The organism is Pseudomonas sp. PvP028 (assembly GCF_017832255.1).
Taxonomy (GTDB): domain Bacteria; phylum Pseudomonadota; class Gammaproteobacteria; order Pseudomonadales; family Pseudomonadaceae; genus Aquipseudomonas; species Aquipseudomonas syringae.
This window is the reverse complement of record NZ_JAFIBL010000001.1, coordinates 641895-666695: the sequence shown is the minus strand read 5'-3', so window position 1 is coordinate 666695 and position 24801 is coordinate 641895. Positions and strand designations below refer to the sequence as shown.

Here is a 24801-nt window from a genome sequence, read left to right as displayed (position 1 = left end):
CACACCCGTGCGCGGAATGATCGATCAGCATTATTGGCCTGTAACGTCGAGGTAAGGCATGGGGTTCATCATTGGGGTATCGGTACTGCTGATTCTGATCGGCACCGTGCTCTATCTGTTCGACAAAGGCGCGCAGACTCGCTGGCTGAGGCCGTATATCGGGCTGATGCTGATCGGTCTGCTGATCGGCGGGATGGGCTTGCTGGTGGGGTTGGTCTCCGATGAAATAGAGGTTTATTTCCTGCTGGTGGCCAAATGGGTCATCGCGGTGACCGGTATCATGTTCTGCCTGCGACTGATCGTACTGATCGCCAAGCGCTTCATCGCCAGAAATTGAGCATGCAATCCGCCCATGTGTGACAGGACAACGTGGAAAATCACTTCAAGTTTCTGACCCTGCCCAAGACCTCGGGCGAGGTCGCCAACGTCTTCATTCACGGCTATTCGTCAGGGCATGATCTGGATGACCGACGCCTGTTGGCCAACAGCATCCCCGGCGCTTTGCGCCAGAGTGTGAACATTCTGGCGTTCTGGCCATCCAGCCATTTCACCCAAATGGACAACCGTTCCCGTGGCTTGCTGATGGCTGCTGTCCGTTTGCACCCGCTCGCGGGCGCGGCGGCGCTGGCGGGGGACCGGGTCGTTCACTTTGCGCGTATCCGCAACCGTGCCCGCGACATGGGCAAGGTGCTGTTGGCGCAGCTGGATCGCTACCTGTTCGAGCATCATCCCGACGTCAAGCAAGTCAACTTGATCGGCCATTCACTGGGCGGCCGGCTGCTGGTCAGCGCACTCAAGGACCTGCAGCAGACACCCGAGCACGGGTTGGTGGTGGGCGATGTATTGCTGATGGCCGCTGCAGTGCGTATCGATGCCGCCGAGGCCGAACTGCTCAAGCAGAGAATCAGCGGACGGCTGATCAATGCGTATTCCACGGAAGATCATGTGCTCTTGCTGAATCTGGGCGAGAAGAGCCTGGGGCGCACGCCGGTCGAGCACTTCGAGAATGTGCGCATGCAGGGTTATCGCCATCACCATTACTGGCAGCGCTTGCAGGAAGTATTGATTGCCACTCGCTTCAGTGGCTGTGAAGGGCTGGAAACCGGCATTACGGTGCTACCGACAATGACCCGCGACCCGGTCCTGCAGGACGTCTGGCTGCACAGCGTTCTGGCCCGTTCGCCGGACTACGTGCTGGAGGCGGCCATCAAGCACCTGCGCAGCAGTCGCTGGACGCGCCTCAAGGCCACTGAAGCGGACCGCACCTACGCCTTTGTGCGCGAATTCCAATTGGTCGCCGGGCATTTTCTGATCAACGCCGCCCGGCGTCGGGGCGTGCCTTATACGCGAGTGCTGGGCATGCTGGCGCGGCAATACGGTCTGGGCGACGCGCTGCACCAGTGCGCGACGGTGGTTGAAGTGGAAGAGCTGCTGCTCAGAACGTTCTTTCGCCATGCGTTCAACAGCGCGCACCCGCTGGTGCAGATGCCGCGTGCCAGTGTCCGCGCGATGAGCTGGGATATCTATGCCGCGCATGTCGATGCCCTGGCCGAGCGCCTGACCGTGGCGGCATTTTTCAAGACCGCCCAGCCCGACGAGGCGCCCGGCGCGGTCAAGGGCTTGCTGGGTGCAATTCGCCAGGCCCCGGTGCAACGCTTGCTGACGCACTTCGGCACTGCGCTGCGGCCGGGTTATTCCGCACTGATCCCAACGGTGGCAATCGTCTTCTACGCGCGCGTCACGCTGGATGATGACGCGCTGATGTAAGCCGTATTCACGCGGCTTGAGCTTCTTCCAGCGCGGCGGCCGAAAGCTGCTGGCGATGGCGACTGGCGTAGCTCTCGGCGATGATCGAGCACACGATCAACTGCATCGGGTGGTAGATCATGATCGGCAACAGAATCAGGCCAAGCCCCGGATTGCTGCCGAAAATCAGTGCGGCCATCGGCGCGCCCGCAGCGAGGGACTTCTTGGTAGCGCAGAACACCGCCGCGACCTTGTCGGCATGATCGAACTTGAGCACCCGCGCCGTGCGGGTCGTCATCAACAGGATCACCGCCAGCAGCAGCGCGGTGCCGACGAACGCCGTCAGGATCACGCTGTTGCCCTGGCTTTGCCACATGCCGGAGATCATCGAGTTGCAGAACGCCGCATACACCAGCAGCAGAATCACCAGCTTGTCGATCAGGTTGGTGTATTTCTTGTGACGGGCGAAGAACTTGCCCAGCAACGGCCGCATTAACTGGCCAAGCACCAGTGGCAGCAGGAGCATGGCGCACAGGTCGAGCAGCGTATCGCCCAGATCGATCCCGCCAGCGCCGGTGCCGACCACCAGGCTGACCAGCCACGGGGTGATAAAAATCCCGATGACGCTGGACATGCTGGCGTTGAGAATCGCTGCCGGGACATTGCCGCCTGCGCTGCCGGTCAGCGCCACCGAGGAGGAAATGGTCGAGGGCAGGGCGCACAGGTAAAGGAAGCCCAGCATCAGCAGCGCCGGCACCTGCGAGCCCAGCAGCTTGTTGCACGCCAGCCAGATCAGCGGGAACACCACGAACGTGAAGACCTGGATCATCACGTGCAGACGCCAGTTGGTCAGGCCTTTCTTGATCTGCTCGCTGGACAGGTTCACGCCATGCAGAAAGAACACCACGAACACGCCAACCTTGATGACGTATTCAGCGTGCATGTTGCCGCCGGTAGCGCCGAAACGCGGAAAGAAGTAGGCCAGCACCGTCGCCAGGACCATGCCCCAGAGGAACCAGTCGGTGGCGACGCGTTTGAAGTGTTTGAGTGATTGCATGCGGGGTCCGGAGAATTTTTGTAAACAGAGATGCGTGCAGGCTACTCTGTTGCTCCATAGCCGTCTTGCGACATAAGGCCATAAGATGCCGAGTAACGGACAGATCAATCAGCGGCAGCCCGCGGGCGAACGGCAGATACCGGCGTTGTCCGGCCTGCCGCGCCCGCTGTATGCCCGTGCCGAAAGCCTCAGCGCCGGTTCGTGGACGCCGCCCCATCGCCACGACTGGGTGCAGTTTTCCTACGCGATCAGCGGGGTTCTGGGGGTGCATACCGCCGAGGGCAGTTTCTTTGCGCCGCCGCAGTGGGGCGTCTGGGTGCCTGCCGGGCTTGAGCATGAGGTGGTGACCTCCATGCGCGCCGAAATGCGCAGCCTGTACATTCGCACGGCTGATTCGGGGTGGGCACCGCAGCGCTGCCGGGTACTGGAAGTCACGCCGCTGGCCCGCGAGCTGATCAAGAGCTTCTGCCTGTTGCCCGTGGATTATCCTGAGCAGGACAGTCATGAGGCGCGACTGGTGCAGGTCCTGCTGGATCAGCTGGCGCAATTGCCCGAAGTCGGCTTCTCACTGCCGTTGCCACGTCATCCGCGTTTGCTGGGGCTGTGCAACGAGTTGATCGAGGAGCCGGGGCGGTTGATCACCCTGCATGACTGGGCTGCCCGTCTCGGGACCTCCGAGAAAACCCTGATGCGAATGTTTCAGCGCGAAACCGGATTGAGCTTTCGCGGCTGGCGGCAGCGGGCACGGCTGCTGTCTTCGCTGTCTGCACTGGAAGAGGGCGCCAGTGTGACGCATACCGCGCTGGCCTGCGGTTATGACTCGACGTCAGCGTTCATCGCCGCGTTCAAGGGTTTGTTCGGCCATACCCCCGGTGACTTGTTCAAGTAAGGCCTGGATGCCTTGTGCACTAACGAGTGCAGCCAACGCTGTTTTTTCTGTTCTTACATGTTTTGTCCCGGAATATCTTTCACATGCTGTACGGCACGAAAGGTGCTTTAAACCGGGGGATTGCGTGGTTTTTTCTTAAAAAACCTTTCAATCCACAGGGGGTTACCCCTACTCGCTGGCGGAGGATTGCCGTATAACGGCAACAATCGCGTATCTGGCAACAAAGGACCCACAATAAAAGCTGATGAAAACTCCTAAACGCATTGAACCCCTGATCGAAGACGGTCTGGTCGACGAGGTGCTGCGCCCGCTCATGAGTGGTAAAGAGGCAGCTGTTTATGTGGTGCGTTGCGGCAATGAGCTGCGGTGTGCCAAGGTTTACAAGGAGGCTAACAAACGCAGTTTCCGTCAGGCGGCCGAGTATCAGGAAGGTCGCAAGGTACGCAACAGCCGTCAGGCCCGAGCCATGGCCAAGGGCTCGAAGTTCGGGCGCAAGGAAACCGAAGACGCATGGCAGAATGCCGAAGTGGCTGCGCTGTTTCGTCTGGCTGGCGCAGGTGTCCGGGTGCCCAAGCCGTACGACTTCCTGGAAGGCGTGCTGCTCATGGAACTGGTGGCTGACGAGTATGGCGATGCAGCGCCGCGTCTGAACGACGTTGTGCTGGAGCCGGATCAGGCGCGCGAGTATCACGCATTCCTGATCGAGCAGATCGTGCTGATGCTGTGTGCCGGTCTGGTGCACGGTGACCTGTCCGAGTTCAACGTGCTGCTGGCGCCTTCCGGTCCGGTCATCATCGACTTGCCGCAAGCGGTCGATGCCGCAGGCAACAACCACGCGTTCAGCATGCTGGAGCGCGACGTCGGCAACATGGCGCTGTACTTCGGCCGTTTCGCGCCGGAGCTCAGAAAAACCAAGTACGCCAAGGAAATGTGGTCGTACTACGAGGCAGGCACTTTGTCGCCTGCCACAGTGCTGACTGGTGAATTCGATGAGCCGGAGGACGAAGCCGATGTGGGCGGCGTACTGCGCGAAATCGAAGCCGCCCGCCTCGACGAAGCCCGCCGCCAGGCAGCGCGTGCGGCAGACGATGCTCCACCGAGCAAATCCACCGAAGAACCCCCACCGCCGTGGATGCAGTAACGCCCTTTCGCGAGCAAGCTCGCTCCCACAGGGAGTGCGTGTGGCAGGCGCTCCGTCGAGTGATGCAGTAAGTAAGACCACTGTGGGAGCGAGCTCGCTCGCGAAGGCGATGGATCAGACGCGCTGTTTTCTGAGCATTTACGGACCCTTTCGCGAGCAAGCTCGCTCCGGCAGGGAGTGCGTGTGGCAGGTGCTCCGCCGATTGAATGCAGTAAGGCCCTTGTGGGAGCGAGCTCGCTCGCGAAGGCGATGGATCAGACGCGCTGTTTTCGGAGTCTGTACGGGCCCTTTCGCGAGCAAGCTCGCTCCCACAGGGAGTGCGTGTGGCAGGCGCTCCGTCGAGTGATGCAGTAAGTAAGACCACTGTGGGAGCGAGCTCGCTCGCGAATGCGATGGATCAGGTGCGCTGTTTTCTGAGCATTTACGGGCCCTTTCGCGAGCAAGCTCGCTCCCACAGGGAGTGCGTGTGGCAGGCGCTCCGCCGATTGAATGCAGTAAGACCCTTGTGGGAGCGAGCTTGCTCGCGAAGGCGATTGATCAGGCGCGCTGTTTTCGGAGCCCTGTACCGGCCCTTTCGTGAGCAAGCTCGCTCCCACAGTGAGTGCGTGTGGCAGGCGCTCCGCCGATTGAATGCAGTAAGGCCCTCGTGGGAGCGAGCTTGCTCGCGAAGGCGATGGATCAGACGCACTGTTTTCGGAGCCTGTACGGGCCCTTTCGCGAGCAAGCTCGCTCCCACAGGGAGTGCGTGTGGCAGGCGCTCCGCCGATTGAATGCAGTAAGGCCCTTGTGGGAGCGAGCTCGCTCGCGAAGGCGATTGATCAGGCGCGCTGTTTTCGGAGCCTGTACCGGCCCTTTCGCGAGCAAGCTCGCTCCCACAGGGAGTGCGTGTGGCAGGCGCTCCGCCGATTGAATGCAGTAAGACCCTTGTGGGAGCGAGCTTGCTCGCGAAGGCGATGGATCAGACGCACTGTTTTCGGAGCCTGTACGGGCCCTTTCGCGAGCAAGCGCGCTCCCGCAGGGAGTGCGTGTGGCAGGCGCTCCGCCGATTGAATGCAGTAAGACCCTTGTGAGAGCGAGCTCGCTCGCGAAGGCGATTGATCAGGCGCGCTGTTTTCGGAGCCTGTACCGGCCCTTTCGCGAGCAAGCTCGCTCCCACAGGGAGTGCGTGTGGCAGGCGCTCCGCCGATTGAATGCAGTAAGACCCTTGTGGGAGCGAGCTTGCTCGCGAATGCGATGGATCAGACCCACTGTTTTCGGAGCCTGTACCGGCCCTTTCGCGAGCAAGCTCGCTCCCACAGGGAGTGCGTGTGGCAGGCGCTCCGCCGATTGAATGCAGTAAGACCACTGTGGGAGCGAGCTCGCTCGCGAAGGCGATGGATCAGGCGCGCTGTTTTCGGAGCCTGTACGGGCCCTTTCGCGAGCAAGCTCGCTCCCACAGGGAGTGCGTGTGGCAGGCGCTCCGCCGATTGAATGCAGTAAGGCCCTTGTGGGAGCGAGCTCGCTCGCGAAGGCGATTGATCAGGCGCGCTGTTTTCTGAGCATTTACGGGCCCTTTCGCGAGCAAGCTCGCTCCGGCAGGGAGTGCGTGTGGCAGGCGCTCCGTCGAGTGATGCAGTAAGTAAGACCACTGTGGGAGCGAGCTCGCTCGCGAAGGCGATGGATCAGGCGCACTGTTTTCGGAGCCTGTACGGGCCCTTTCGCGAGCAAGCTCGCTCCCACAGGGAGTGCGTGTGGCAGGCGCTCCGCCGATTGAATGCAGTAAGGCCCTTGCTCGCGAATGCGATGGATCAGACGCACTGTTTTCGGAGCCTGTACGGGCCCTTTCGCGAGCAAGCTCTCTCCCACGGAGCGCGTGCAGGCGCTCCATCGAGTGGATGCGGTGAGACCCTTGTGGAAGTGGCTAGCAACACCCGCCTGATGCCAGGTCCTTGAGGATCGGGCAGTCGGGGCGGTCGTCGCCTTGGCAGTGTTCCACCAGTTCCTGAAGCGTGTCGCGCAGGCTCGCCAGTTCGTCGATTTTGCGGTTCAGCTCGGCGATATGCTGACGGGCCAATGCCTTGACGTCGGCGCTGGCCCGCTGGCGGTCCTGCCAGAGGGTCAGCAGTTTGCCGACCTCTTCCAGAGAAAACCCCAGATCCCTTGAGCGCTTGATGAACGCCAGTGTGTGCAGATCGTCCGCGCTGTACAGGCGATAGCCGCTGTCGCTGCGATGCGCTGCCTGCAACAGGCCGATGGACTCGTAATAGCGGATCATTTTCGCGCTCAAGCCACTGGTTTTCGCCGCCTGACCGATATTCATGGTGCGTCCTCCAGGTCGCGGGGTTTCCAGGTTTTCAGCAGCAGCGCATTGCTCACCACGCTGACACTCGACAGCGCCATGGCCGCGCCCGCCAATACCGGATTGAGATAGCCCAGCGCCGCGAGCGGAATGCCGATCAAGTTGTAGACGAACGCCCAGAACAGGTTCTGGCGGATTTTCGCGTAGGTCCTTCGGCTGATGTCCAGCGCCGCCGGAACCAGTCGCGGGTCGCCGCGCATCAGGGTGATACCCGCTGCATGCATGGCGACATCGGTCCCGCCGCCCATCGCGATACCGACATCCGCTGCCGCCAGCGCCGGGGCATCGTTGATGCCGTCACCGACCATCGCCACCACATGGTGGCTTTTCAGTTGAGTGACAGTGGCCGCCTTGTCGGCAGGCAGTACTTCGGCATGCACGTCGTTTATCCCCAGTGCCCTGGCAACCACCTGAGCACTGCCACGGTTATCGCCGGTCAACAGATGGCTGCTGATGCCCCGCGCATTCAGCGCTTTGATCGCCTGATCGGTTCCGGGCTTGAGCGTGTCACCAAAGGCAAACATACCGATCACCTTTGGCTCCGGAGCCTGCTCGATGAGCCAGGACAGCGTGCGCCCCTCGGCTTCCCAGATGCGCGCGGACTCGGCCAGATCGCCCATTGGCAGGCCGCTTTCCTCCAGCAAACGTCGATTGCCCAACGCCAGCTCAAGGCCCTCAACGGTGCCAGCGATGCCCCGGCCGCTCAGGACGCGGCTGTTTTGCGCGGCATCAGGCGTGAGTTGCCATTCATGACAGACATCCAGCACCGCTCTGGCCAAGGGGTGTTCACTGCCGCGTTGCAGCGCGCCCGCCAGTTGCAGGAGGTGTTCTTCATTGCCCAGCACCGCGCTCATGTTGGTGATACGCGGCGTGCCCGAAGTCAGCGTGCCGGTCTTGTCGAACACCACTGCATCGACCTCGTGAGCACGTTCCAGTGCCTCGGCGTCCTTGATCAGAATGCCGTAACGCGCTGCCACGCCGGTCCCGGCCATGATCGCTGTCGGAGTCGCAAGGCCCAGAGAGCAAGGGCAGGCGATCACCAGTACGGCGACGGCATTGATCAGCGCGACTTCAAGCGAAGCACCGACCAGCAGCCAGCCGGCCAGTGTGAATAAGGCAATCACCAACACGGTGGGCACGAACACCTGGCTGACTTTATCCACCAGTTTCTGGATTGGAGCCTTGCCTGCCTGTGCGTCTTCGACCAGACGAATGATGCGCGCCAGCACCGTTTCCGCGCCCAGCGCCGTGGTCCTGATCAGCAACTGGCCTTCGCCATTAATTGCCCCGCCGGTGACCTTGTCGCCCGGTTGCTTGACCACCGGCAGGCTTTCACCGGTGATCAGCGCTTCGTCGGCATGGCTGCGGCCTTCGACCACTTCGCCGTCCACCGGAAAACGTTCGCCGGATTTGACCAGCACCCGATCATCGAGCTGCAGCGCGCTGATCGCCACGTCCTGTTCAAGGCCGTCGACCACCCGCAGGGCGCGCTCCGGGCGCAGTGCTTCAAGGGCGCGGATGGCACTGGCGGTCTGGCGCTTGGCGCGGCTTTCCAGGTATTTGCCCAACAGCACCAGCGCGATCACCACCGCCGATGCTTCGAAGTACAAGTGCGGTGTCGTTCCGGGCGCAGCGTGCAGCCATTGATAGACGCTCAGGCCGTAGCCGGCGCTGGTACCGATGGCAACCAGCAGGTCCATATTGCCGGCACCTGCGCGCACGGCTTTCCAGGCGGCCACGTAAAAGCGTGCGCCAAGTATGAACTGCACCGGCGTCGCCAGCGCAAATTGCAACCATGCAGGCAGCATCCCGTGCACGCCCAGCGGTGATAGCAACATCGGCAGGACCAACGGCAGCGCCAGCAGGATGGCCAGCAGCAAGGCCCAGCGTTCGTGGTGCAGGTGACGGGCTTTCTGGTCGGCTTCAGCGTGACGATCCTGGCTCAGGGTGGCGCCATAACCGGCACGGCTGACGGCGTCGATCAGGGTTTGCGGATCGGTGTGCGCTGCGGTGTCTACATGGGCGCGTTCATTGGCCAGGTTGACCGTCACGCTGTTGACTCCCGGCACTTTGGCCAGGGCACGCTCGACCCGACCTGCGCAACTGGCGCAGGTCATGCCGCTGATCGGCAGGTCGAAGGTGGTGGTGTCTGGCATGTGAATCACTCCCTGAGGCTGGCTACCTGCAAGGATCAACCTTGCCATACGGGCAAGGTCAAGCGCGAATCAATAGTTGAGGTCGGCTTTCTTGAGGTACATCCCGTTCAGGTCGGCTGCGATGCGGTACTTGAGGATGTCCCCCGCGCGCAGCTGGATCTTGGTGCTGCGCGGCGCTTCCATGCCGGGCTCACAGCCCACGACGTTGCCGCGCAGGGTGCTCAGCCGCACGGAGACTTCACCGGCAGGCAGGTTGAAGGACACCGAGTCTTCCTGAAACAGCCTGCCGGCCAGACGGTCCTGCACGTAGATGCCGATCTCGCAGGAAGTCGCGACTTCCAGGCGCTCTCGGGAAATGATCAGGATGCCGTAGTCCTGAGCCGCCTGAGTGGCAGGTGTGATAGCCAGGAAACCGAGAATGCTGAAGAGGCTGACTGCTGACCAGCGCATCGCTGATACTCCTGATGTAAATGTGGCTGACGATAGAGGTGTCGATAACCCAGCTTGGCTCACGATTACGCCGAATGCCAGCCCGGCAGCAATGGCAGAAACTTGACCTTGCCATCATGACAAGGTTGAAGATGCTCGCTGTTCATCACTGAAGGAGTGACATCATGCAGTTATTCAACGTTCAAGGCATGACCTGCGGCCATTGTGTTCGTGCGGTGACCGAGGCAATCAAACATGAAGATCCGAGCGCCGAAGTTCAGGTCGAACTGGCCAGCAAGCAGGTCAAGGTGCAAAGCAGCCTGTCGCCCGAGCGTATTGTCAGTTTGATCAGCGAAGAGGGTTATCAGGCGCAGCCGGCATGACCCAGAGCCGGGAGATCGACGCGGTCTCCCGGTCTGTAAACATTGAAAATTTTTGAATTAATTCCCCCGTTCGTCGTTCTCTGCAAGGTAAGCCGGGTAAACTAGCCCGTTGCTCTGCATCTGTGAATGGACACCCGATGAATCTACGAACGATCCTTATCCTTGGCTCATTGAGCGCCTTCGGCCCTCTGGCCATCGACTTCTATCTTCCTGGCTTTCCAGCCATGGCCTCGTATTTCGGGACCGATGAAAAACACGTACAACTGACCCTGGCAGCCTACTTTCTGGGGCTTTCCCTGGGGCAACTGGCCTATGGCCCGGTGGCTGACCGGTTCGGTCGGCGCATTCCGCTGCTGGTCGGTGTGACCCTGTTCATGCTCGCCTCGGTCGCCTGTGCCTTTGCGCCGAGTCTTGAATGGCTGATTGCCGCGCGCTTCGTGCAGGCGCTGGGTGGCTGTGCCGGGATGGTCTTGTCACGCGCCATCGTCAGCGACAAGTGCAACGCCGTCGAGTCGGCCAAGGTCTTCTCGCAACTGATGCTGGTCATGGGGCTGGCACCGATACTGGCTCCGATGCTGGGCGGTGTGCTGGTCAGCACCTTTGGCTGGCAATCGATCTTCGTCAGCCTCTCCCTGTTCAGCGGCGCCTGCCTGGTGGCGGTTGCACTGGGGTTACCGGAAAGCATGCCGGCCACCACACCGCGCCAGCCATTGAGCGGCGCGCTGGGGCAGTACCTCAATCTGTTCAAGGACAGTGTGTTCATCGGTCATGCGCTGACCGGTGGCATCGCCATGGCCGGGATGTTCGCCTACGTCGCAGGCTCGCCGTTCGTGTTCATCAAATTGTATGGCGTGCCGGCCGAGCACTACGGCTGGTTGTTCGGGATGAATGCGGCGGGCTTCATTCTGGCGGCGCAGATCAACGCGCGTATTCTGCGCAAGACCGGTCCGGCGTTTTTGCTGTCGCGCATGGTCTGGGTCTATCTCGCTGCGGGGCTGGTGTTGCTGGCGATCAGCTTGCTGCGCACCGAGGCGCTTTGGCCGCTGCTGGTCCCGCTGTTCATCTGTGTGGCAAGCCTGGGCTGCATCATCCCCAATGCGTCGGCCTGCGCCATGAATGGCCAGTGGGCACGCGCGGGCAGTGCCTCGGCGTTGCTGGGTTGTCTGCAGTTCAGCGTCGCCGCCGTCGCCGCCAGTCTGGTGGGCTTGCTGCACGACGGCACGGCTACACCGATGGCGCTGGTCATCAGCCTGTGCGGCGTGCTGACCGTGGGCCTCTCGGTGCTGACGCGACGTGCACAGGCCCGGCGCGACGCATCGCTTCAGACCGTCTGATCGCCAAAGCGATGATGTCAGTCGCGCCGGGCGTGACTGACATCATCGACTTCATCTGGCGCAGGCCTCTGCGGCTCAGAAACCTTCCAGTACGATCTTGCCCTTGGCCTTGCCGCTTTCCAGCAGGGCATGAGCGCGGCGCAGGTTTTCGGCATTGATGGTGCCGAAGTGCTCACCGAAGGTGGTTTTCAACGTTCCGGCGTCGATCAGCTCGGCAACCCGGTTGAGCAGATTGTGCTGCTCGATCATGTCCTCGGTTTCGAACATCGACCGCGTGTACATGAACTCCCAATGCAGCGACAGGCTCTTGCGCTTGAGTTTCGACACATCCAGCGACTTGGGATCGTCGATCAGCGCCAGCTTGCCTTGAGGCTTGAGCGCCTCGACGAGCTGATCCAGATGCTGCTCGGTCTGGGTCAGGCTGGCCACATGAGTCACGTGCTTGAGGCCGACGCGTTTGAGCTCTTCGCTCAGCGGCTTGCTGTGATCCAGCACATGGTGCGCCCCCAGTTCATTGACCCAGCTTTCGGTCTCGGGCCGCGAGGCGGTGCCGATGACTTTCAGCGATGTCAGTTTGCGCGCCAGTTGGGTGAGGATCGAACCCACGCCACCGGCGGCGCCGACGATCAGCAGGCTGTGTGCGCCTTCACCTTTTTGCTGCGGGATCTGCAGTCGCTCGAACAGCAGTTCCCAGGCGGTGATGGCTGTCAGCGGCAGCGCCGCCGCATGGGCGAAGCTCAGGGTCTTGGGCATGTGGCCAACGATGCGTTCATCCACCACGTGCAGCTCGCTGTTGGCACCCGGCCGGGTCAGGGAACCTGCGTAGAATACCTTGTCGCCCGGCTTGAATAGCGTGACCTGGCTGCCGACGGCCTTCACCACACCCGCCACGTCCCAGCCGAGCACCTTGCCTGCACCGTCCTCAGGCTGGACGTTCTGGCGGATCTTGGTGTCCACCGGGTTTACAGAGATGGCCTTGACCTCGACCAACAGATCGCGATCGCCAGCAGTCGGCTCGGGCAGTTCGATATCCTGCAATGATTTTACGTCGCTGATGGGCAGGGACTGGTAGTACGCAATGGCTTTCATATCAGGGCCTCTCCGAAGAAAAAAGTGATGAAGAGATCATTGGCTATTTCCAGTAAAGATAAAACCCGCTAAAACGGCAGGCTCTTTCAATTTTATTTTGATAATACGAGGGCATGATGCTGCGTTTTGATGACTTGCAGTTGTTCGTACGTGCGGCGGATCTGGGCAGCCTTTCTGCCGCAGCGCGGGTCATGGACATGTCTGCGGCGGTTGCCAGCGCGGCGCTCAAGCGTATCGAACGGCAGCTTGGGACGCGCTTGCTGGCCCGTTCGACGCGCAGCCTGCGCCTGACTGCCGAAGGCGAGGGGTTTCTGGAATACGCGCGTGCTGCACTGGGCAGCCTCGAGGAGGGGCGGCGCTTGCTGGCCAGCAGCCAGGACCGTTGCGAGGGCGTGCTGCAACTTTCGGCGCCGTCGGACCTGGGGCGCAACGTGCTGTTGCCGTGGCTCGACGAATTTCAGCAGCAGCACCCGCAACTGACTGTGCGTCTGCTGCTGGGTGATCGTATTGCCGATCTGTTCCGCCAGCCTGTCGACGTGGCGCTGCGCTACGGCGAGCCGGAAGATTCCAGCCTGGTCGCCCTGCCGGTGTTGCCTGACAACCGCCGGGTATTGTGTGCGGCGCCGAGTTACCTGCAGCGTCATGGCGAGCCGCATCAGGTCGAGCAACTGGCGCAGCATAACTGCCTGCTGTTCATGCTCGGTGATCGTGTTCATGACCGTTGGACGCTGAACGACGGCAAGCGCGAAATCAGTCTGACAGTCAGCGGCAACCGGTTCAGCGACGATGCCGACGTCGTGCGCCGTTGGGCGGTTGCGGGCGAAGGTGTGGCGTACAAATCCTGGCTGGACGTGGCTGCAGATGTACGGGCCGGGCACCTGAAAGTGTTGATGCCTGACCTGATCGGGGAGCGGGCGCCATTGAACCTGTTGTGCGCGCATCGGGCGCAACTCAGCAAGCCTGTCATTCTGTTACTGGAAATGCTCAGGTCACGGTGTAAGCAACATGCTGTAAGTCTGTCGTCCGCGAGCGTGTTTTAATCGCCGCGCCCCAGTAGGAAATGGCCTTCGGAAGTGTCGGAAAATATAATTTTCGAAGGCCGTTCAATAACGCGAAGTTTCGCTGCCGGAATAAAGTTGAAACTGACTGTTGTTGAGTGGATTTGGCATTTTTGTCATAGCCATTACGCTTGTCTTTTTAATCCTCTTTTGAAGTGTCGCTGCAAACCCCTTGTATAGAGGGGTTGCGGCGTAGCCGCGGTAACAACTTGGTGTTCAAGGCGCGCTCTACAGTCAGGCGTTTTTTTGCGTCGTGGTGTGCCCACCGTTTGTAAGAGGCGTTTTTCACCCACCGGGGGCGCAGGGCATAGAGTTTATACTTGTCATGACATATAAGAGCCACGTTCAACTCTATCGAGGCGTGATTGCTTTCACCCAGTCATCACCATAGATGAATGTTTCAACAGGGAGTGAACACATGGAATACGGACCTTGCATCAGCCAGATCGCAACCTTGCTGGCCGACCCCAAGCGCAGCGCAATGATCTGGGCACTGATGGATGGTACTGCTCGCCCTGCCGATGAATTGGCAATCCTGGCGGGACTCTCGACTTCTTCTGCTGGCGCCCATCTGGCGCGGCTGACCAGTGGCGGTCTGTTGAAACAGGAGGTCCGCGGCCGCAAGCGCTTCTTTCGCCTCGCTGCGCCGGAAGTGGGGGCGGCGGTCGAGGCCTTGGCCTGTGCTTCGCTGGCCAGTGCTGAACAGATCAATCGTCGCTTTGCCCAGCCCACGCCGCCCTTACCGCTACGCCGCGCAAGAATCTGCTCCGATCATCTGGGTGGCGAAATGGCTGCCGAGCTTTATCAGCGCCTGTTGGAAGCCGGCTGGATAGAACAGCAGGAGAAGCGCGTCGAGGTCACCAGCAAGGGGGTGGCCAGATTTGCCGAACGCGGCATCTATATACCCGCGCTGGCGCAACGCAAGCGTGAAACGGTCTGTGTCTGTCCGAAATGGAACGATCGCAACCCGCATCTGGGCGGCGCGCTGGGGGCGGGGTTGTTGCAGCTGTTCATTCAGATGGGCTGGCTGCGCACCACTGAAGAGTCCAGCACCTTGCAGGTCTCATCCAGTGGGCAGCGGGAAATCAGCAAGATCGCAGCGGCGGCCTGACGGAGCGACAGGTGTGGCGCGCTCCTCCCCTATCGTGCCAATGCTCCGCGTTGGCATGCAGTTCCGGACGCTCCGCGTCCTCTTGCGACGCAGAGCGTGGCGAAAGGCATTTCCACGCGGAGCGTGAGGAACGATGAATGTAACCCGCTCAATTCCTCTTTAGGGCTTGACCAGTCGTGCATCGAGGCTGTTTTGCGCCAGGCGTTTGGCCTGATCTTCGGTCATGCCCAGGTGGGTGTACAGCGCGTGGAAGTTCTCGGTCACGTAGCCACCGAAGTAGGCCGGGTCGTCCGAGTTGACGGTGACCTTCACGCCGCGCTCGAGCATGTCGAGGATGTTGTGCTGGGCCATGTCGTCGAACACGCAAAGCTTGGTGTTGGACAGCGGGCAGACGGTCAGCGGGATCTGTTCGTCGATGATGCGCTGCATCAGCCGCTCGTCTTCGATGGCGCGCACACCGTGGTCGATGCGCTGGATCTTCAGCAGGTCCAGTGCTTCCCAGATGTATTCCGGCGGACCTTCTTCCCCGGCGTGGGCCACGGTCAGGAAGCCCTCGTTGCGCGCGCGATCGAACACACGCTGAAACTTGCTCGGCGGGTGGCCCATCTCCGAGCTGTCGAGGCCCACGGCGACGAAAGCATCACGGAACGGCAGCGCCTGATCGAGGGTTTTTTCGGCTTCTTCCTGGGACAGGTGACGCAGGAAACTCAGGATCAGGCCGCTGTCGACGCCCAGCTTCGACTTGCCGTCTTTCAGCGCACCGGTAATCCCGGCCAGTACCACTTCGAACGGGATGCCACGGTCGGTGTGGGTTTGCGGATCGAAGAACGGTTCGGTGTGGATAACGTTTTGTGCCTTGCAGCGCAGCAGGTAGGCCCAGGTCAGGTCGTAGAAGTCCTGCTCGGTGCGCAATACGTCTGCGCCCCGGTAATACAGATCGAGGAATTCCTGCAGGTTGTTGAAGGCATACGCCTTGCGCAGGGTTTCGACGTCATCCCACGGCAGGGCAATCCTGTTGCGCTCGGCCAGGACGAACAGCAACTCGGGTTCCAGCGAGCCTTCGAGGTGCAAGTGCAGTTCTGCCTTGGGCAGGGCGTTCAACCAGTCGTACATATTCTTTTCTCATCAGGTGCAGATCCCGGGCATTCTACAGATGCACGTCGCTGCGCAGGGTAAAACCTGACCGAACGTTCAACTTGCCTCCTGTTCGCGGCGATAAGCGTAGGTATCCGCGAAGCGCGACAGCAGAAATTCGGCGCAGGTGGTCACCGGATAGCGGGCCGGATGATCATCGCTCTGGCAACCGGGTAGGCATTCGATGCGCGTGTCGGGGTGCGGTTCGGCGAAGAACGGCATGGAGTAGCGATCAACCCCGAGCGGGCTGATAACCCGGTGCGGCGTGGACAGATAACGGTCATTGCTCCAGCGCGCCATCATGTCGCCCAGATTGACCACGAAGGTGCCGTCGAGCGGTGGCGCGTCGATCCATTCGCCACGCACATCACGCACCTGCAAGCCGCCCGCTGCGTCCTGATACAGCAGAGTGATACAGCCATAATCGGTATGCGCGCCTGCGCCTTGTTGCTCGGCCGAGGTCGCCGTACCACGCGGCGGGTAATGAATCATGCGCAGCACGCTGACCGGGTCCTTGAAGCGCTGATCGAAGAAATCGCGCTCGATGCCCAGCGCCAGGGTCATGGCGCGCAGCAGGGTTTGCGCCAGCGCCTGCATGTCCAGATAGTGTTGCTCCATCAGCGCTTCCCAGCCGGGAATGTCCGGATGCCGGTTTGGCCCACGCAGCGGTTTACCCGCCAGCACGTCGGGATGACGGGCATCCAGGTGCAGGCCCATGTCGAAGGTTTCCTTGAGGTCGCTCGGCAGGCTGGGGTCCAGTTGTTCGGTGGCGATGGCGCCGTAGCCGCGATGGTGCGTGCTTTGGGTGATATCGATCAGGAGCTTTTCAGCAGCCGGCCGGGCGAAAAAGTCCTTCGCCGCCGATTGCACCTGTTCGATGCGTTGCGCGCTGATCGGGTGGCCCTTGATGTAAAAGAAACCCCACGCCCGACAGGCACTGTCGATTTGCCGGGCGACATCCTGCCAGGCCTGAGTGTCCGTGCCGTAGAGCGGGGCGATGTCGATGACGGGAAGCTGGTCCATTAACCGGTCCTGAAAGGGAAGTATCGGGTGTCGATGATCCTGCCTGGCGCAGCAGGCACGATGGTCAGGCAGTCGGCGGCCGGATTACTTCGGCAGCTCGGCCTTGATGCCTTCGACGTAGTAGTTCATCGACGCCAGCTCGGCGTTGGTCGCGACCACGCCGTCAGCAATTTTCACAGTGCCGTTCTGGTCCTTGATCGGGCCGGTGAACGGGTGGAATTCGCCGCTTTCGATGCTGGCGATGATCTTCTGCGCCTCGGCCTTCACGTCAGCAGGCACCACGTCGCTGATCGGCAATTCGACCGTTCCTTCCTTCAGGCCGCCCCAGTAATCCTGTGGTTTCCAGGTGCCCGCGATGGCGCCTTCGGCGGCCTGAATGTAATGCGGGCCCCAGTTGTTGACGATGGAGGTCAGCACTGCTTTCGGTCCGAAGTGAGCCATGTCCGAGGCATAGCCGACGGCATACACGCCACGACGCTCGGCGGTCTGGATCGGAGCAGGACTATCGGTGTGCTGGAATACCACGTCCACGCCCTGATCGATCAACGCGTTGCCCGCATCGGCTTCCTTGCCCGGATCGAACCAGGAGTTGACCCACACCACCTTGATCTCGGTGCCCGGGTTGTACTTGTTCAGCGCCAGCTGGATGGCGTCGATGTCGCGCAGCACTTCAGGAATCGGGAACGAGGCGACATAACCGATCTTCTTGGTCTTGGTCATCTTCGCCGCGATGTAGCCGCTCACGTAGCGACCTTCATAGGTACGGGCCAGATAAGTGCCCATGTTCTTGTCCTGCTTGTAGCCGGTCGCGTGCTCGAACTTCACCTTGGGGAACTGCTTGGCGACTTTCAGGGTGGGGTTCATGTAACCGAACGAGGTACTGAAGATCAGGTCGTAACCGCCCTTGGCCATGTTACGGATAACCCGCTCGGCGTCTGCACCTTCCGGCACGTTTTCCACGTAGCTGCTGGTGACCTTGTCACCCAGCGCCTTGACCATCGCCTGACGGCCCTGTTCATGCTGATAGGTCCAGCCGTGGTCGCCGATAGGGCCGATGTAGACGAAGCCGACTTTCAGCGGATCGGCTGCCGAGGCGAGCAGGCTGGAGCCGATGCCGACAACGGCGGCGACGGCGCACAGCAGTTTTTTCAGGGGACGACGTGGGTTGGTCAGGTGCATCGGGTCTAGCTCCTTGCGGTCTTGTTGGAATGCCTACCCGAGCAATGCAATTAACTGACCAACAGGACAACTTACGATGCGGGCTTGCTCCCTGCGCAGCGCTCCTACGGCCTTCGGCCAGAATCAAAAGCAGTTTTGTGTATAGCCAGAGTGCGGCGGGAAGGTGCAGGCGCGGTGGGCTGCGCCGCTAACTGGTGCAGCGCGTGCTGCGCTCGACGATGCACATCGGCGTGCCTGCCACGGGTTCGCGCATGATCTGCACTTGCACATCGAACACCTGGCAGACCAGCTCGGCCGTCAGCACATCGCCCGGCGCGCCGCAGGTCACCATGCGTCCGCCCTGCATGACCGCAAGGTGGTCGGCGTAGCGGCAGGCCTGATTGATGTCGTGCAGCACGGTAATCACCGTCTTGCCTTCGGCACTCAGTTCGCGCATCAGGTCCAGCAGTTCGACCTGGTGGCTGATGTCCAGATAGGTGGTCGGCTCGTCGAGCAGGACGATGGCCGCGTCCTGCGCAAGGATCATCGCCAGCCAGGCGCGTTGTCGTTGCCCGCCGGACAGATCGGACAGCGGGCGCTCGGCCAGTGTGTCCAGCTCCATGCGCTGCAAGGCCTGGTCGACACTGTGCTGATCGACGCCACTCAGACGTCCCCACAGGCTGTTGTGCGGACTGCGGCCGTACGCCACCAGCTGGCGTACGCTGACGCCTTCCGGAATCGGCAGCACTTGCGGCAGAAAAGCCACCTTGCGCGCCAGCTCGTTGGCCGACAGCTTGCCGTAGGCTGTGCCGTCCAGACTGAGACTGCCCGATTGCGGGGTGAGAATCCGTGCGAAGGCCTTGAGCAGGGTGGATTTCCCGCAACCATTGGGGCCGATCAGCGCAGTGACCTGCGCAGGCGGCGGGCTGAACGACAGGTCTTGCACGATGCGCGTCGCGCCGTAGCCGATGTCGAGGTGCTGCGCCTTCAGAATAGTCATGGGATCAACCTTTGAATCGGGCCAGCAGCCAGAGGAAATACGGAGCGCCGATCACTGCCGTGAGAATCCCGGCCGGAATTTCGCTGGGTGCGATCAGCGTGCGGCCTAGCGTATCGGCCAGCATCAGTAATAACGCACCGAGCACCATCGAGGCGGGGAGCAGGTACTGATGATGACCGCCGACCAGACGGCGGGCCATGTGTGGTGCGACCAGGCCGACGAAGCTCACCGGGCCGATAATGCCCACCCCCAGGCTGGTCAACAGCACGGCACTGCCCATCGCCAGCCAGCGCGTACGCGTGAGGCCGGTGCCCAGGCTCTGCGCGGCCTCATCGCCAAGGCCGATCAGGTTCAGCGGTTTGGCCAGCAGCAGGCTGAGCGGGATCAGCAGCAGAAGCGGCGTGGCCAGCAAGACGTGGTGCCAGTTGCGGCTCCACAGGCTGCCGGTCAGCGCCAGCAGGGCGGTGTTGATATCCAGCGGGTTGGACAGGATCAGGAACTCGGTGATGCTCGACAACGTCACTGCAATCGCGACCCCGGACAACGCGAAACGCACGCCGGAAAACTGCACGCCGGTGTTGTACAACGCCAGCAGCAGCGCACCCGCCGCCCCGCCCAGACACGCCACAAACGGCAGCGCCGACACCGGTAACTGCGGCAGGCCGATAATCGCGATGGTCAGCGCCAGCCCGGCGCCCTGAGTGACGCCGAGGATTTCCGGCGAGGCCAGCGGGTTGCGAATCACGCCTTGCACGATGGCGCCAGCCAGGCCGAACGCGCAGCCGGTCATGATTGCGATCAGACCGCGTGGCAGGCGGTGATTCCAGACCTCGAAGTCCTTGCTGTCGTGGGCGATCAGATGATCGAGTACGGCGCCTGGTGTCAGCCACACGGTGCCAGCGCTGAGGCTCAGCAGCAGGGCGAGTGCCAGCAGGGTCATCAGCAGCAACAGCCTTGCGCGCGGGTGGTTCATAGCGCACGCCTCGCCAGAAACAGAAAGAACGGCGCGCCGATCAATGCCGTCACCACCCCGGCCGGTGTTTCCACCGGGAAGGCCACGGCGCGGCTGATCAGGTCCGAGGCCAGCACGATGGCCGCGCCCAGGCCGGCGCTGATCGGGATCAGCCAGCGGTAGTCATTGCCCAGCCATTGGCGAGCGATGTTCGGCGCGATCAGGCCGACAAAGCCGATCGGCCCGACCGCACAGACACTGGCGCCGACCAGCAGCAGGCTGACCACGAATACCAGCAGGCGCAACGCGCCGATACGCACGCCCAGCGAACGCGCGGCGTCTTCGCCGAGGTTGATCAGGTTCAGGCGTGGCGCACAGGCCACCGCCAGCACCACGCCGATCAGCGTGCAGGGCCAGAGCAGTTGCAATTGCGCGGCGCCGACATTGGCCAGCGACCCTGCCAGCCAGTTGAGGACGCTTTGCGCCTGCGCCTCGACGAGAATCACTGTGAGGCGGGTCAATGCGGCGCACAGTGCTGCGACGGCAACGCCTGCCAGCACCAGTCGGCCCTGAGCTGTGGCGGGTGACCAGGCACCGCCAAGACTGAACACGGTGATCCACGCCAGCGCACCGCCAAGGCAAGTCATCAGCAGGGCACCACCGGGGAAGGGCAGAGCGACCAGACCGGTGGAAAACAGCGCCAGCCCCAATGCGGCGCCTGCGGTAACGCCAAACAATGAAGGAGACGCCAGACGGTTGCGGGTGATGCCCTGCATCAGCGCGCCGGCCACGCCCAGGCAGGCACCGACCAATGCCGCGCACAAGGCACGTGGCACGCGCAGTTGCGCGACGATGTAAGCGATATTGCCGCCCTCGCGGCCCTGCGTGATCAGTCCGTTCCAGGCATCTACCTGCCGAATGCTGAACGACGACAGGGCGAACAGCGACACCCAGAACAGTCCCAGGCAGGCCGCTATGATCACGCCCGCCATCAGCCAGCGGCGCATTTACGGGTTCAGCACGGCCTTGCCGCCCTTGAGCACGGCAAGCGCATCGTCGGCGATCTGCTCGGAGGCCATGATCCCGCGATTGCGCGCCCAGCTGTCGCCATCCACTTCAGCCACCTGCTTGTTACGCACCGCGCCCAGCACCTGCCACAGCGGCTGCTTGCTCCAGCTGTCGACGATGCTCGGACGGCGATAATGGCCGACCAGCAACCAGCCCGGGTCCAGGGCCAGCAGTTGCTCCAGGCTGACGAATTCGGTGGGCGCGGCGTTTTTGCGTACTTCCGGGACTTTCAGACCGATCGCCTGCAACACGCTGCCTGCGTAAGAATGCGGGCCATGCACAGAGAAGCTGTCTTCGCGGGCGACGCCGAACAGCACGTTGGTGTTGGCCGGAATCTGCTCGGCGATAGTCTTCAGGTGCTGTCGGTTTTCCTCGATGCGCGCTTGCATCTGCGGCCCCTTGCCCAGCGCGACGCCGATCAGTTCGGCAGACTTCAGGCTACCCTGATAATCCTCACCGCGTGACGGCAGCATCAGGGTCGGCGCCAGGCTGGCCAGATCGTTGTACAGCGCCTGATGGCGACCGAGGTCGGCAATGATCAGGTCCGGCTTGAGCCGCGCGATCACTTCTATATTGGGTTGCGAACGCAGGCCCACCGACTGCCATTCACCGACGGCCTTGCGCACCTTGGGCAGCACGCGGTTGGCATCGCCATCGTCCGCCGCGCCGACGGGTGTCACGCCGACCGATGCCAGTCCGTCGAGAAACGAAAATTCCAGCACCACCACGCGCTTGGGGGTGTCAGGCAGGTGGACTTTGTGTTGGCCGTCATCGATGTCGATAGGCGCGGCCTGGGCGAGGCTCGCGATCAGGGTCAGCAGGCCGCAAGCCAGCAGATGCGGAAGTCGAAAAGCACGCATGGCAAAGGTCCTTTCTAACAAAGCGGAATCATGAAAAACAGGCGCGCCCTGAAGGCCGCGAAGAAAACGGCGGGCGCTATTGATGAAAACGGCGGGCACTATTTCACATCGCGGCGACGGGATCAAAAGTCATTTACGCGTGAGTGCCGTTCTCATTCGGGCTATTTTATGAAACCTTTTGTCACACACGCTACTCTGACAGCCTTCACTGTTGGCCACCTTCATGTACATCCGCGGCGATGTCGCAAGGTTTGGGGAATAAAAATGGGCGCATTGCTCAAGCAAGAAAAGTTTCTGTTGCTGGCAATCATTGCCATGTTCGTCGCTTATCCATTGGAGCATGTGCTGGTAGGCAATGGTCAGGTGGTTGCGCTGGTGTCGGGGCTGGCGCTGGTTGCGTTCATTATCTGCGCCTCGATGCGCGTTGCGCATCACGCCGAGATGCTGGCGGAAAAGGTCGGCGATCCTTACGGCACGATGATCCTCACGCTGTCGGCGGTAACGGTCGAAGTGGTGATCCTGGCGATCATGATGAGCAACGAGCCGTCGCCGACGCTGGTGCGCGATACGATTTATTCGGCGGTGATGCTCGACATCAACGGCATCCTCGGGCTTGCGGCGCTGATGGGCGGTATCAAGCATGGCGAGCAGTCGTACAACGACGATTCGGCGCGCACCTACAGCGTGATGATCCTCACCGCGATGGGCGTGTCGATGGTCGTACCCGAGTTCATTCCCGAGGGGGACTGGAAGCTCTATTCGGCGTTTACCATCGGCGCGATGATCCTGCTCTACACCCTGTTCCTGCGCATGCAGGTCGGGCCGCACAGTTATTTTTTCAGCTACAGCTACCCGGAAAAGAAGAAGCGTCAGAGCCAGGGCTCTAATCCGGCTGAAGAGCACGCAGAGCCGGTCAATCTGACCCGCTCAATTGCCACACTGGTTGTCGGCGTGGTGGTGATCGGTGCGCTGGCTGAAGTGATGTCGAAGACGGTTGACCTGGGCCTGGAAGGTACTGGTGCACCGCCGGTGATGACCGCCATCCTGGTAGCCGCCATCTCTGCCGCGCCCGAGATCCTCACGGCCCTGCGTGCCGCGTTGGCCAACCGCATGCAGTCGGTGGTCAACATCGCTCTGGGTGCGTCGCTGTCGACCGTGATCCTCACCGTTCCGGTCATGGAAGCCATGGCACTTTACAGCGGCCAGCCCTTCCAGATGGCCATGACTCCGGTGCAGACCGTGATGATCCTCATCACCCTGCTGGTGTCCGCCATCAACCTCAACGACGGCGAAACCAACGCCATCGAAGGCATGACCCACTTCGTACTGTTCGCGACGTTCATCATGCTGTCGTGTCTGGGGCTTTAGGGCCTATCGCTCCCACGCTCTGCGTCGCAAGAGGACGCAGAGCGTCGCACGATAGTCGAGAGTATCGTTGCGCACGTTCAGCCGTGAATCAATTCCCGCGCGGCCTGGCTGTGATCGGCAATCAGTTGCTTGATGTCCAGCCCTTCGACCTGGCCGTCGATCACTCGCCATTGCCCTGCGATCATCACCCGGTCGGCACGATCCGCGCCGCACAGCAGCAGGGCTGACAGCGGATCATGGCTGCCGGAAAAGCGCAGTTCGTCCAGCTTGAACAACGCCAGATCAGCCTGTTTACCCACCGCCAGTTCACCGAGGTCAGTGCGTCCGAGCAATTGCGCCGACCCCTTGGTGGCCCAGCCCAGCACGAGCTGTGGGGTGATTTTTTCGGCGCCGTAGCGCAGGCGTTGCAGGTAAAGCGCCTGGCGGGTTTCCAGAATCATGTTCGATGCGTCGTTGGACGCCGAGCCATCGACCCCAAGCCCCAACGGCGCGCCAGCAGCGAGCAGGTCCAGGGTTGGACAAATGCCGGAGGCCAGGCGCATGTTCGAGCTCGGGCAGTGGCAGACCCCCGTACCTGCTGCGCCAAGACGAGCGATTTCGTCGGGGTTGAAGTGGATACCATGGGCCAGCCAGGTACGCGGTCCCAGCCAGCCGACACTGTCCAGATAATCCACGGTGCGCAGGCCGAAGCGTTGCAGGCAGAAGTCTTCTTCGTCGAGGGTTTCGGCCAGATGGGTGTGCAGGCGCACGTCGAGTTTTTCGGCCATGGCTGCACTCTCGGCCATGATCTGCGGCGTGACCGAAAACGGTGAGCAGGGCGCCAGGGCGATCTGAATCTGTGCGCCGTCGCCACGCTGATGGTAGGTCTCGATCAAGCGCTGGCTGTCGGCCAGAATCACCTCGCCCTGCTGCACGGTTTGCTGGGGCGGCAAGCCTCCATCCGCTTCGCCCAGGCTCATCGAACCGCGTGTCAGCATCGCGCGCATGCCCAGCTCCCGAACGCTCTGCACCTGAACATCGATAGCGTGTTCCAGCCCGTCGGGAAACAGATAATGATGGTCGGCAGCGGTCGTACACCCGGACAGCAACAACTCGGCCAGCGCCACCTTACTGGCGACCGCGAGCTTGTCCGTTGTCAGGCGCGCCCATACCGGGTACAGGGTCTTCAGCCAGGGGAACAACGGCTGATTGACCACTGGTGCCCAGGCCCGCGTGAGGGTTTGATAGAAGTGATGGTGCGTGTTGATCAACCCCGGCAGCAGCACATGCTCACGGGCATCGAACGTTTGATTGCAGTGCTTTGACGGGAGCTGCCCGGCGGCCAGCACTTCAGTGATGACGCCGCCTTCGATCACCAGACCGCCACGGGCGTCCAGGTCATTGGCAGTAAACACGGCAAGGGGATTTTTCAACCAGATACGGATCGCGGGCATGGGCCGGCTCCTCTGAAAGACAGGTTCAGGTTAGCCAGCTCAGTGTTGCCCTGTCTGCTGATCCAGGGTCGCCG

Annotated in this window: 22 protein-coding genes; 9 read left to right on the top strand and 13 right to left on the bottom strand. The window is 61.7% G+C overall.

Features of this window, described 5'->3' with window-relative positions; all coding sequences use genetic code 11:
* The first annotated feature begins 58 nt into the window (after window positions 1-58).
* Together JOE34_RS03055 and JOE34_RS03050 are read left to right on the top strand one after the other, a co-directional pair.
* Entirely contained in the window at window positions 59-337 is a 279-nt protein-coding gene (locus JOE34_RS03055; protein WP_003307124.1) for a hypothetical protein, read from the top strand.
* A gap of 32 nt (window positions 338-369) precedes the next feature.
* Window positions 370-1767 (top strand): DUF726 domain-containing protein, encoded by a 1398-nt coding sequence (locus tag JOE34_RS03050; RefSeq protein WP_046266366.1) that lies wholly within the window; start codon window positions 370-372, stop codon window positions 1765-1767.
* Between the two features lie 7 nt (window positions 1768-1774).
* Here JOE34_RS03050 and JOE34_RS03045 read toward each other — a convergent pair whose 3' ends face one another.
* Window positions 1775-2803, bottom strand: a complete 1029-nt coding sequence (locus tag JOE34_RS03045) for a bile acid:sodium symporter family protein (RefSeq protein WP_003318658.1) — start codon at window positions 2801-2803, stop codon at window positions 1775-1777.
* Between the two features lie 85 nt (window positions 2804-2888).
* Here JOE34_RS03045 and JOE34_RS03040 point away from each other — a divergent pair, with 85 nt between their 5' ends.
* Window positions 2889-3692, top strand: coding sequence for a helix-turn-helix transcriptional regulator (locus JOE34_RS03040; RefSeq protein ID WP_024661432.1), 804 nt, complete (start codon window positions 2889-2891; stop codon window positions 3690-3692).
* Between the two features lie 244 nt (window positions 3693-3936).
* A complete protein-coding gene (locus tag JOE34_RS03035) occupies window positions 3937-4833 on the top strand; it encodes a PA4780 family RIO1-like protein kinase (protein WP_003318655.1) in 897 nt (298 codons plus the stop codon).
* Between the two features lie 1900 nt (window positions 4834-6733).
* Here JOE34_RS03035 and cueR read toward each other — a convergent pair.
* The 3 genes from cueR to JOE34_RS03020 form a co-directional block, all read right to left on the bottom strand.
* Entirely contained in the window at window positions 6734-7132 is a 399-nt protein-coding gene (gene cueR, locus JOE34_RS03030) for a Cu(I)-responsive transcriptional regulator (RefSeq protein ID WP_003393431.1), read from the bottom strand.
* On the bottom strand, window positions 7129-9327 hold the full coding sequence (locus tag JOE34_RS03025) for a heavy metal translocating P-type ATPase (protein ID WP_046267037.1): 2199 nt from the start codon (window positions 9325-9327) through the stop codon (window positions 7129-7131). Before JOE34_RS03025 ends, cueR begins: the two co-directional genes overlap by 4 nt.
* Before the next feature lie 69 nt (window positions 9328-9396).
* Window positions 9397-9777, bottom strand: coding sequence for a hypothetical protein (locus JOE34_RS03020; RefSeq protein ID WP_003347985.1), 381 nt, complete (start codon window positions 9775-9777; stop codon window positions 9397-9399).
* Between the two features lie 164 nt (window positions 9778-9941).
* Here JOE34_RS03020 and JOE34_RS03015 point away from each other — a divergent pair, with 164 nt between their 5' ends.
* The gene (locus JOE34_RS03015) at window positions 9942-10139 is read left to right on the top strand and encodes a heavy-metal-associated domain-containing protein (protein WP_003393427.1); all 198 of its coding nucleotides are present in this window, start codon (window positions 9942-9944) and stop codon (window positions 10137-10139) included.
* Window positions 10140-10276: 137 nt separating this feature from the next.
* On the top strand, window positions 10277-11473 hold the full coding sequence (locus JOE34_RS03010; protein ID WP_032663137.1) for a multidrug effflux MFS transporter: 1197 nt from the start codon (window positions 10277-10279) through the stop codon (window positions 11471-11473).
* A 75-nt stretch (window positions 11474-11548) separates the two neighbouring features.
* Here the strand turns inward: JOE34_RS03010 and JOE34_RS03005 are convergent, their stop codons facing one another.
* Entirely contained in the window at window positions 11549-12562 is a 1014-nt protein-coding gene (locus JOE34_RS03005) for a zinc-binding alcohol dehydrogenase family protein (protein ID WP_003393426.1), read from the bottom strand.
* Between the two features lie 116 nt (window positions 12563-12678).
* Here JOE34_RS03005 and JOE34_RS03000 point away from each other — a divergent pair, with 116 nt between their 5' ends.
* Both JOE34_RS03000 and JOE34_RS02995 read left to right on the top strand, forming a co-directional pair.
* On the top strand, window positions 12679-13602 hold the full coding sequence (locus tag JOE34_RS03000) for a LysR family transcriptional regulator (protein ID WP_004414936.1): 924 nt from the start codon (window positions 12679-12681) through the stop codon (window positions 13600-13602).
* Window positions 13603-14038: 436 nt separating this feature from the next.
* Window positions 14039-14731: a helix-turn-helix transcriptional regulator gene (locus JOE34_RS02995; protein WP_003393423.1), complete on the top strand. Its 693-nt coding sequence runs from the start codon at window positions 14039-14041 to the stop codon at window positions 14729-14731.
* A 159-nt stretch (window positions 14732-14890) separates the two neighbouring features.
* On the opposite strand, the gene JOE34_RS02990 is transcribed toward JOE34_RS02995, so the two are convergent.
* The 7 genes from JOE34_RS02990 to JOE34_RS02960 all read right to left on the bottom strand — a co-directional run bounded on the left by JOE34_RS02990 (window position 14891) and on the right by JOE34_RS02960 (window position 21926).
* Complete coding sequence (locus JOE34_RS02990; protein WP_032663139.1) at window positions 14891-15844, bottom strand: adenosine deaminase; 954 nt, start codon at window positions 15842-15844, stop codon at window positions 14891-14893.
* Window positions 15845-15922: 78 nt separating this feature from the next.
* The gene (locus JOE34_RS02985) at window positions 15923-16888 is read right to left on the bottom strand and encodes a 2-oxoglutarate and iron-dependent oxygenase domain-containing protein (RefSeq protein ID WP_046269304.1); all 966 of its coding nucleotides are present in this window, start codon (window positions 16886-16888) and stop codon (window positions 15923-15925) included.
* Between the two features lie 84 nt (window positions 16889-16972).
* Window positions 16973-18067 carry a BMP family ABC transporter substrate-binding protein gene (locus JOE34_RS02980; RefSeq protein WP_209995101.1) on the bottom strand — a complete coding sequence of 365 codons (1095 nt, stop codon included), beginning with the start codon at window positions 18065-18067 and terminating at the stop codon, window positions 16973-16975.
* Window positions 18068-18254: 187 nt separating this feature from the next.
* The gene (fecE, locus tag JOE34_RS02975) at window positions 18255-19046 is read right to left on the bottom strand and encodes a Fe(3+) dicitrate ABC transporter ATP-binding protein FecE (protein WP_096114261.1); all 792 of its coding nucleotides are present in this window, start codon (window positions 19044-19046) and stop codon (window positions 18255-18257) included.
* Window positions 19047-19050: 4 nt separating this feature from the next.
* Window positions 19051-20019 carry an iron chelate uptake ABC transporter family permease subunit gene (locus JOE34_RS02970; RefSeq protein ID WP_096114260.1) on the bottom strand — a complete coding sequence of 323 codons (969 nt, stop codon included), beginning with the start codon at window positions 20017-20019 and terminating at the stop codon, window positions 19051-19053.
* Complete coding sequence (fecC, locus tag JOE34_RS02965; RefSeq protein ID WP_003393413.1) at window positions 20016-21005, bottom strand: iron-dicitrate ABC transporter permease FecC; 990 nt, start codon at window positions 21003-21005, stop codon at window positions 20016-20018. Before fecC ends, JOE34_RS02970 begins: the two co-directional genes overlap by 4 nt.
* On the bottom strand, window positions 21006-21926 hold the full coding sequence (locus JOE34_RS02960; RefSeq protein WP_044313647.1) for a Fe(3+) dicitrate ABC transporter substrate-binding protein FecB: 921 nt from the start codon (window positions 21924-21926) through the stop codon (window positions 21006-21008).
* Between the two features lie 264 nt (window positions 21927-22190).
* Here JOE34_RS02960 and JOE34_RS02955 point away from each other — a divergent pair, with 264 nt between their 5' ends.
* Window positions 22191-23294 carry a calcium:proton antiporter gene (locus tag JOE34_RS02955; protein WP_032663145.1) on the top strand — a complete coding sequence of 368 codons (1104 nt, stop codon included), beginning with the start codon at window positions 22191-22193 and terminating at the stop codon, window positions 23292-23294.
* 77 nt (window positions 23295-23371) lie between these two features.
* On the opposite strand, the gene JOE34_RS02950 is transcribed toward JOE34_RS02955, so the two are convergent.
* Window positions 23372-24727: an 8-oxoguanine deaminase gene (locus tag JOE34_RS02950; RefSeq protein ID WP_096114259.1), complete on the bottom strand. Its 1356-nt coding sequence runs from the start codon at window positions 24725-24727 to the stop codon at window positions 23372-23374.
* Window positions 24728-24801 lie beyond the last annotated feature (74 nt).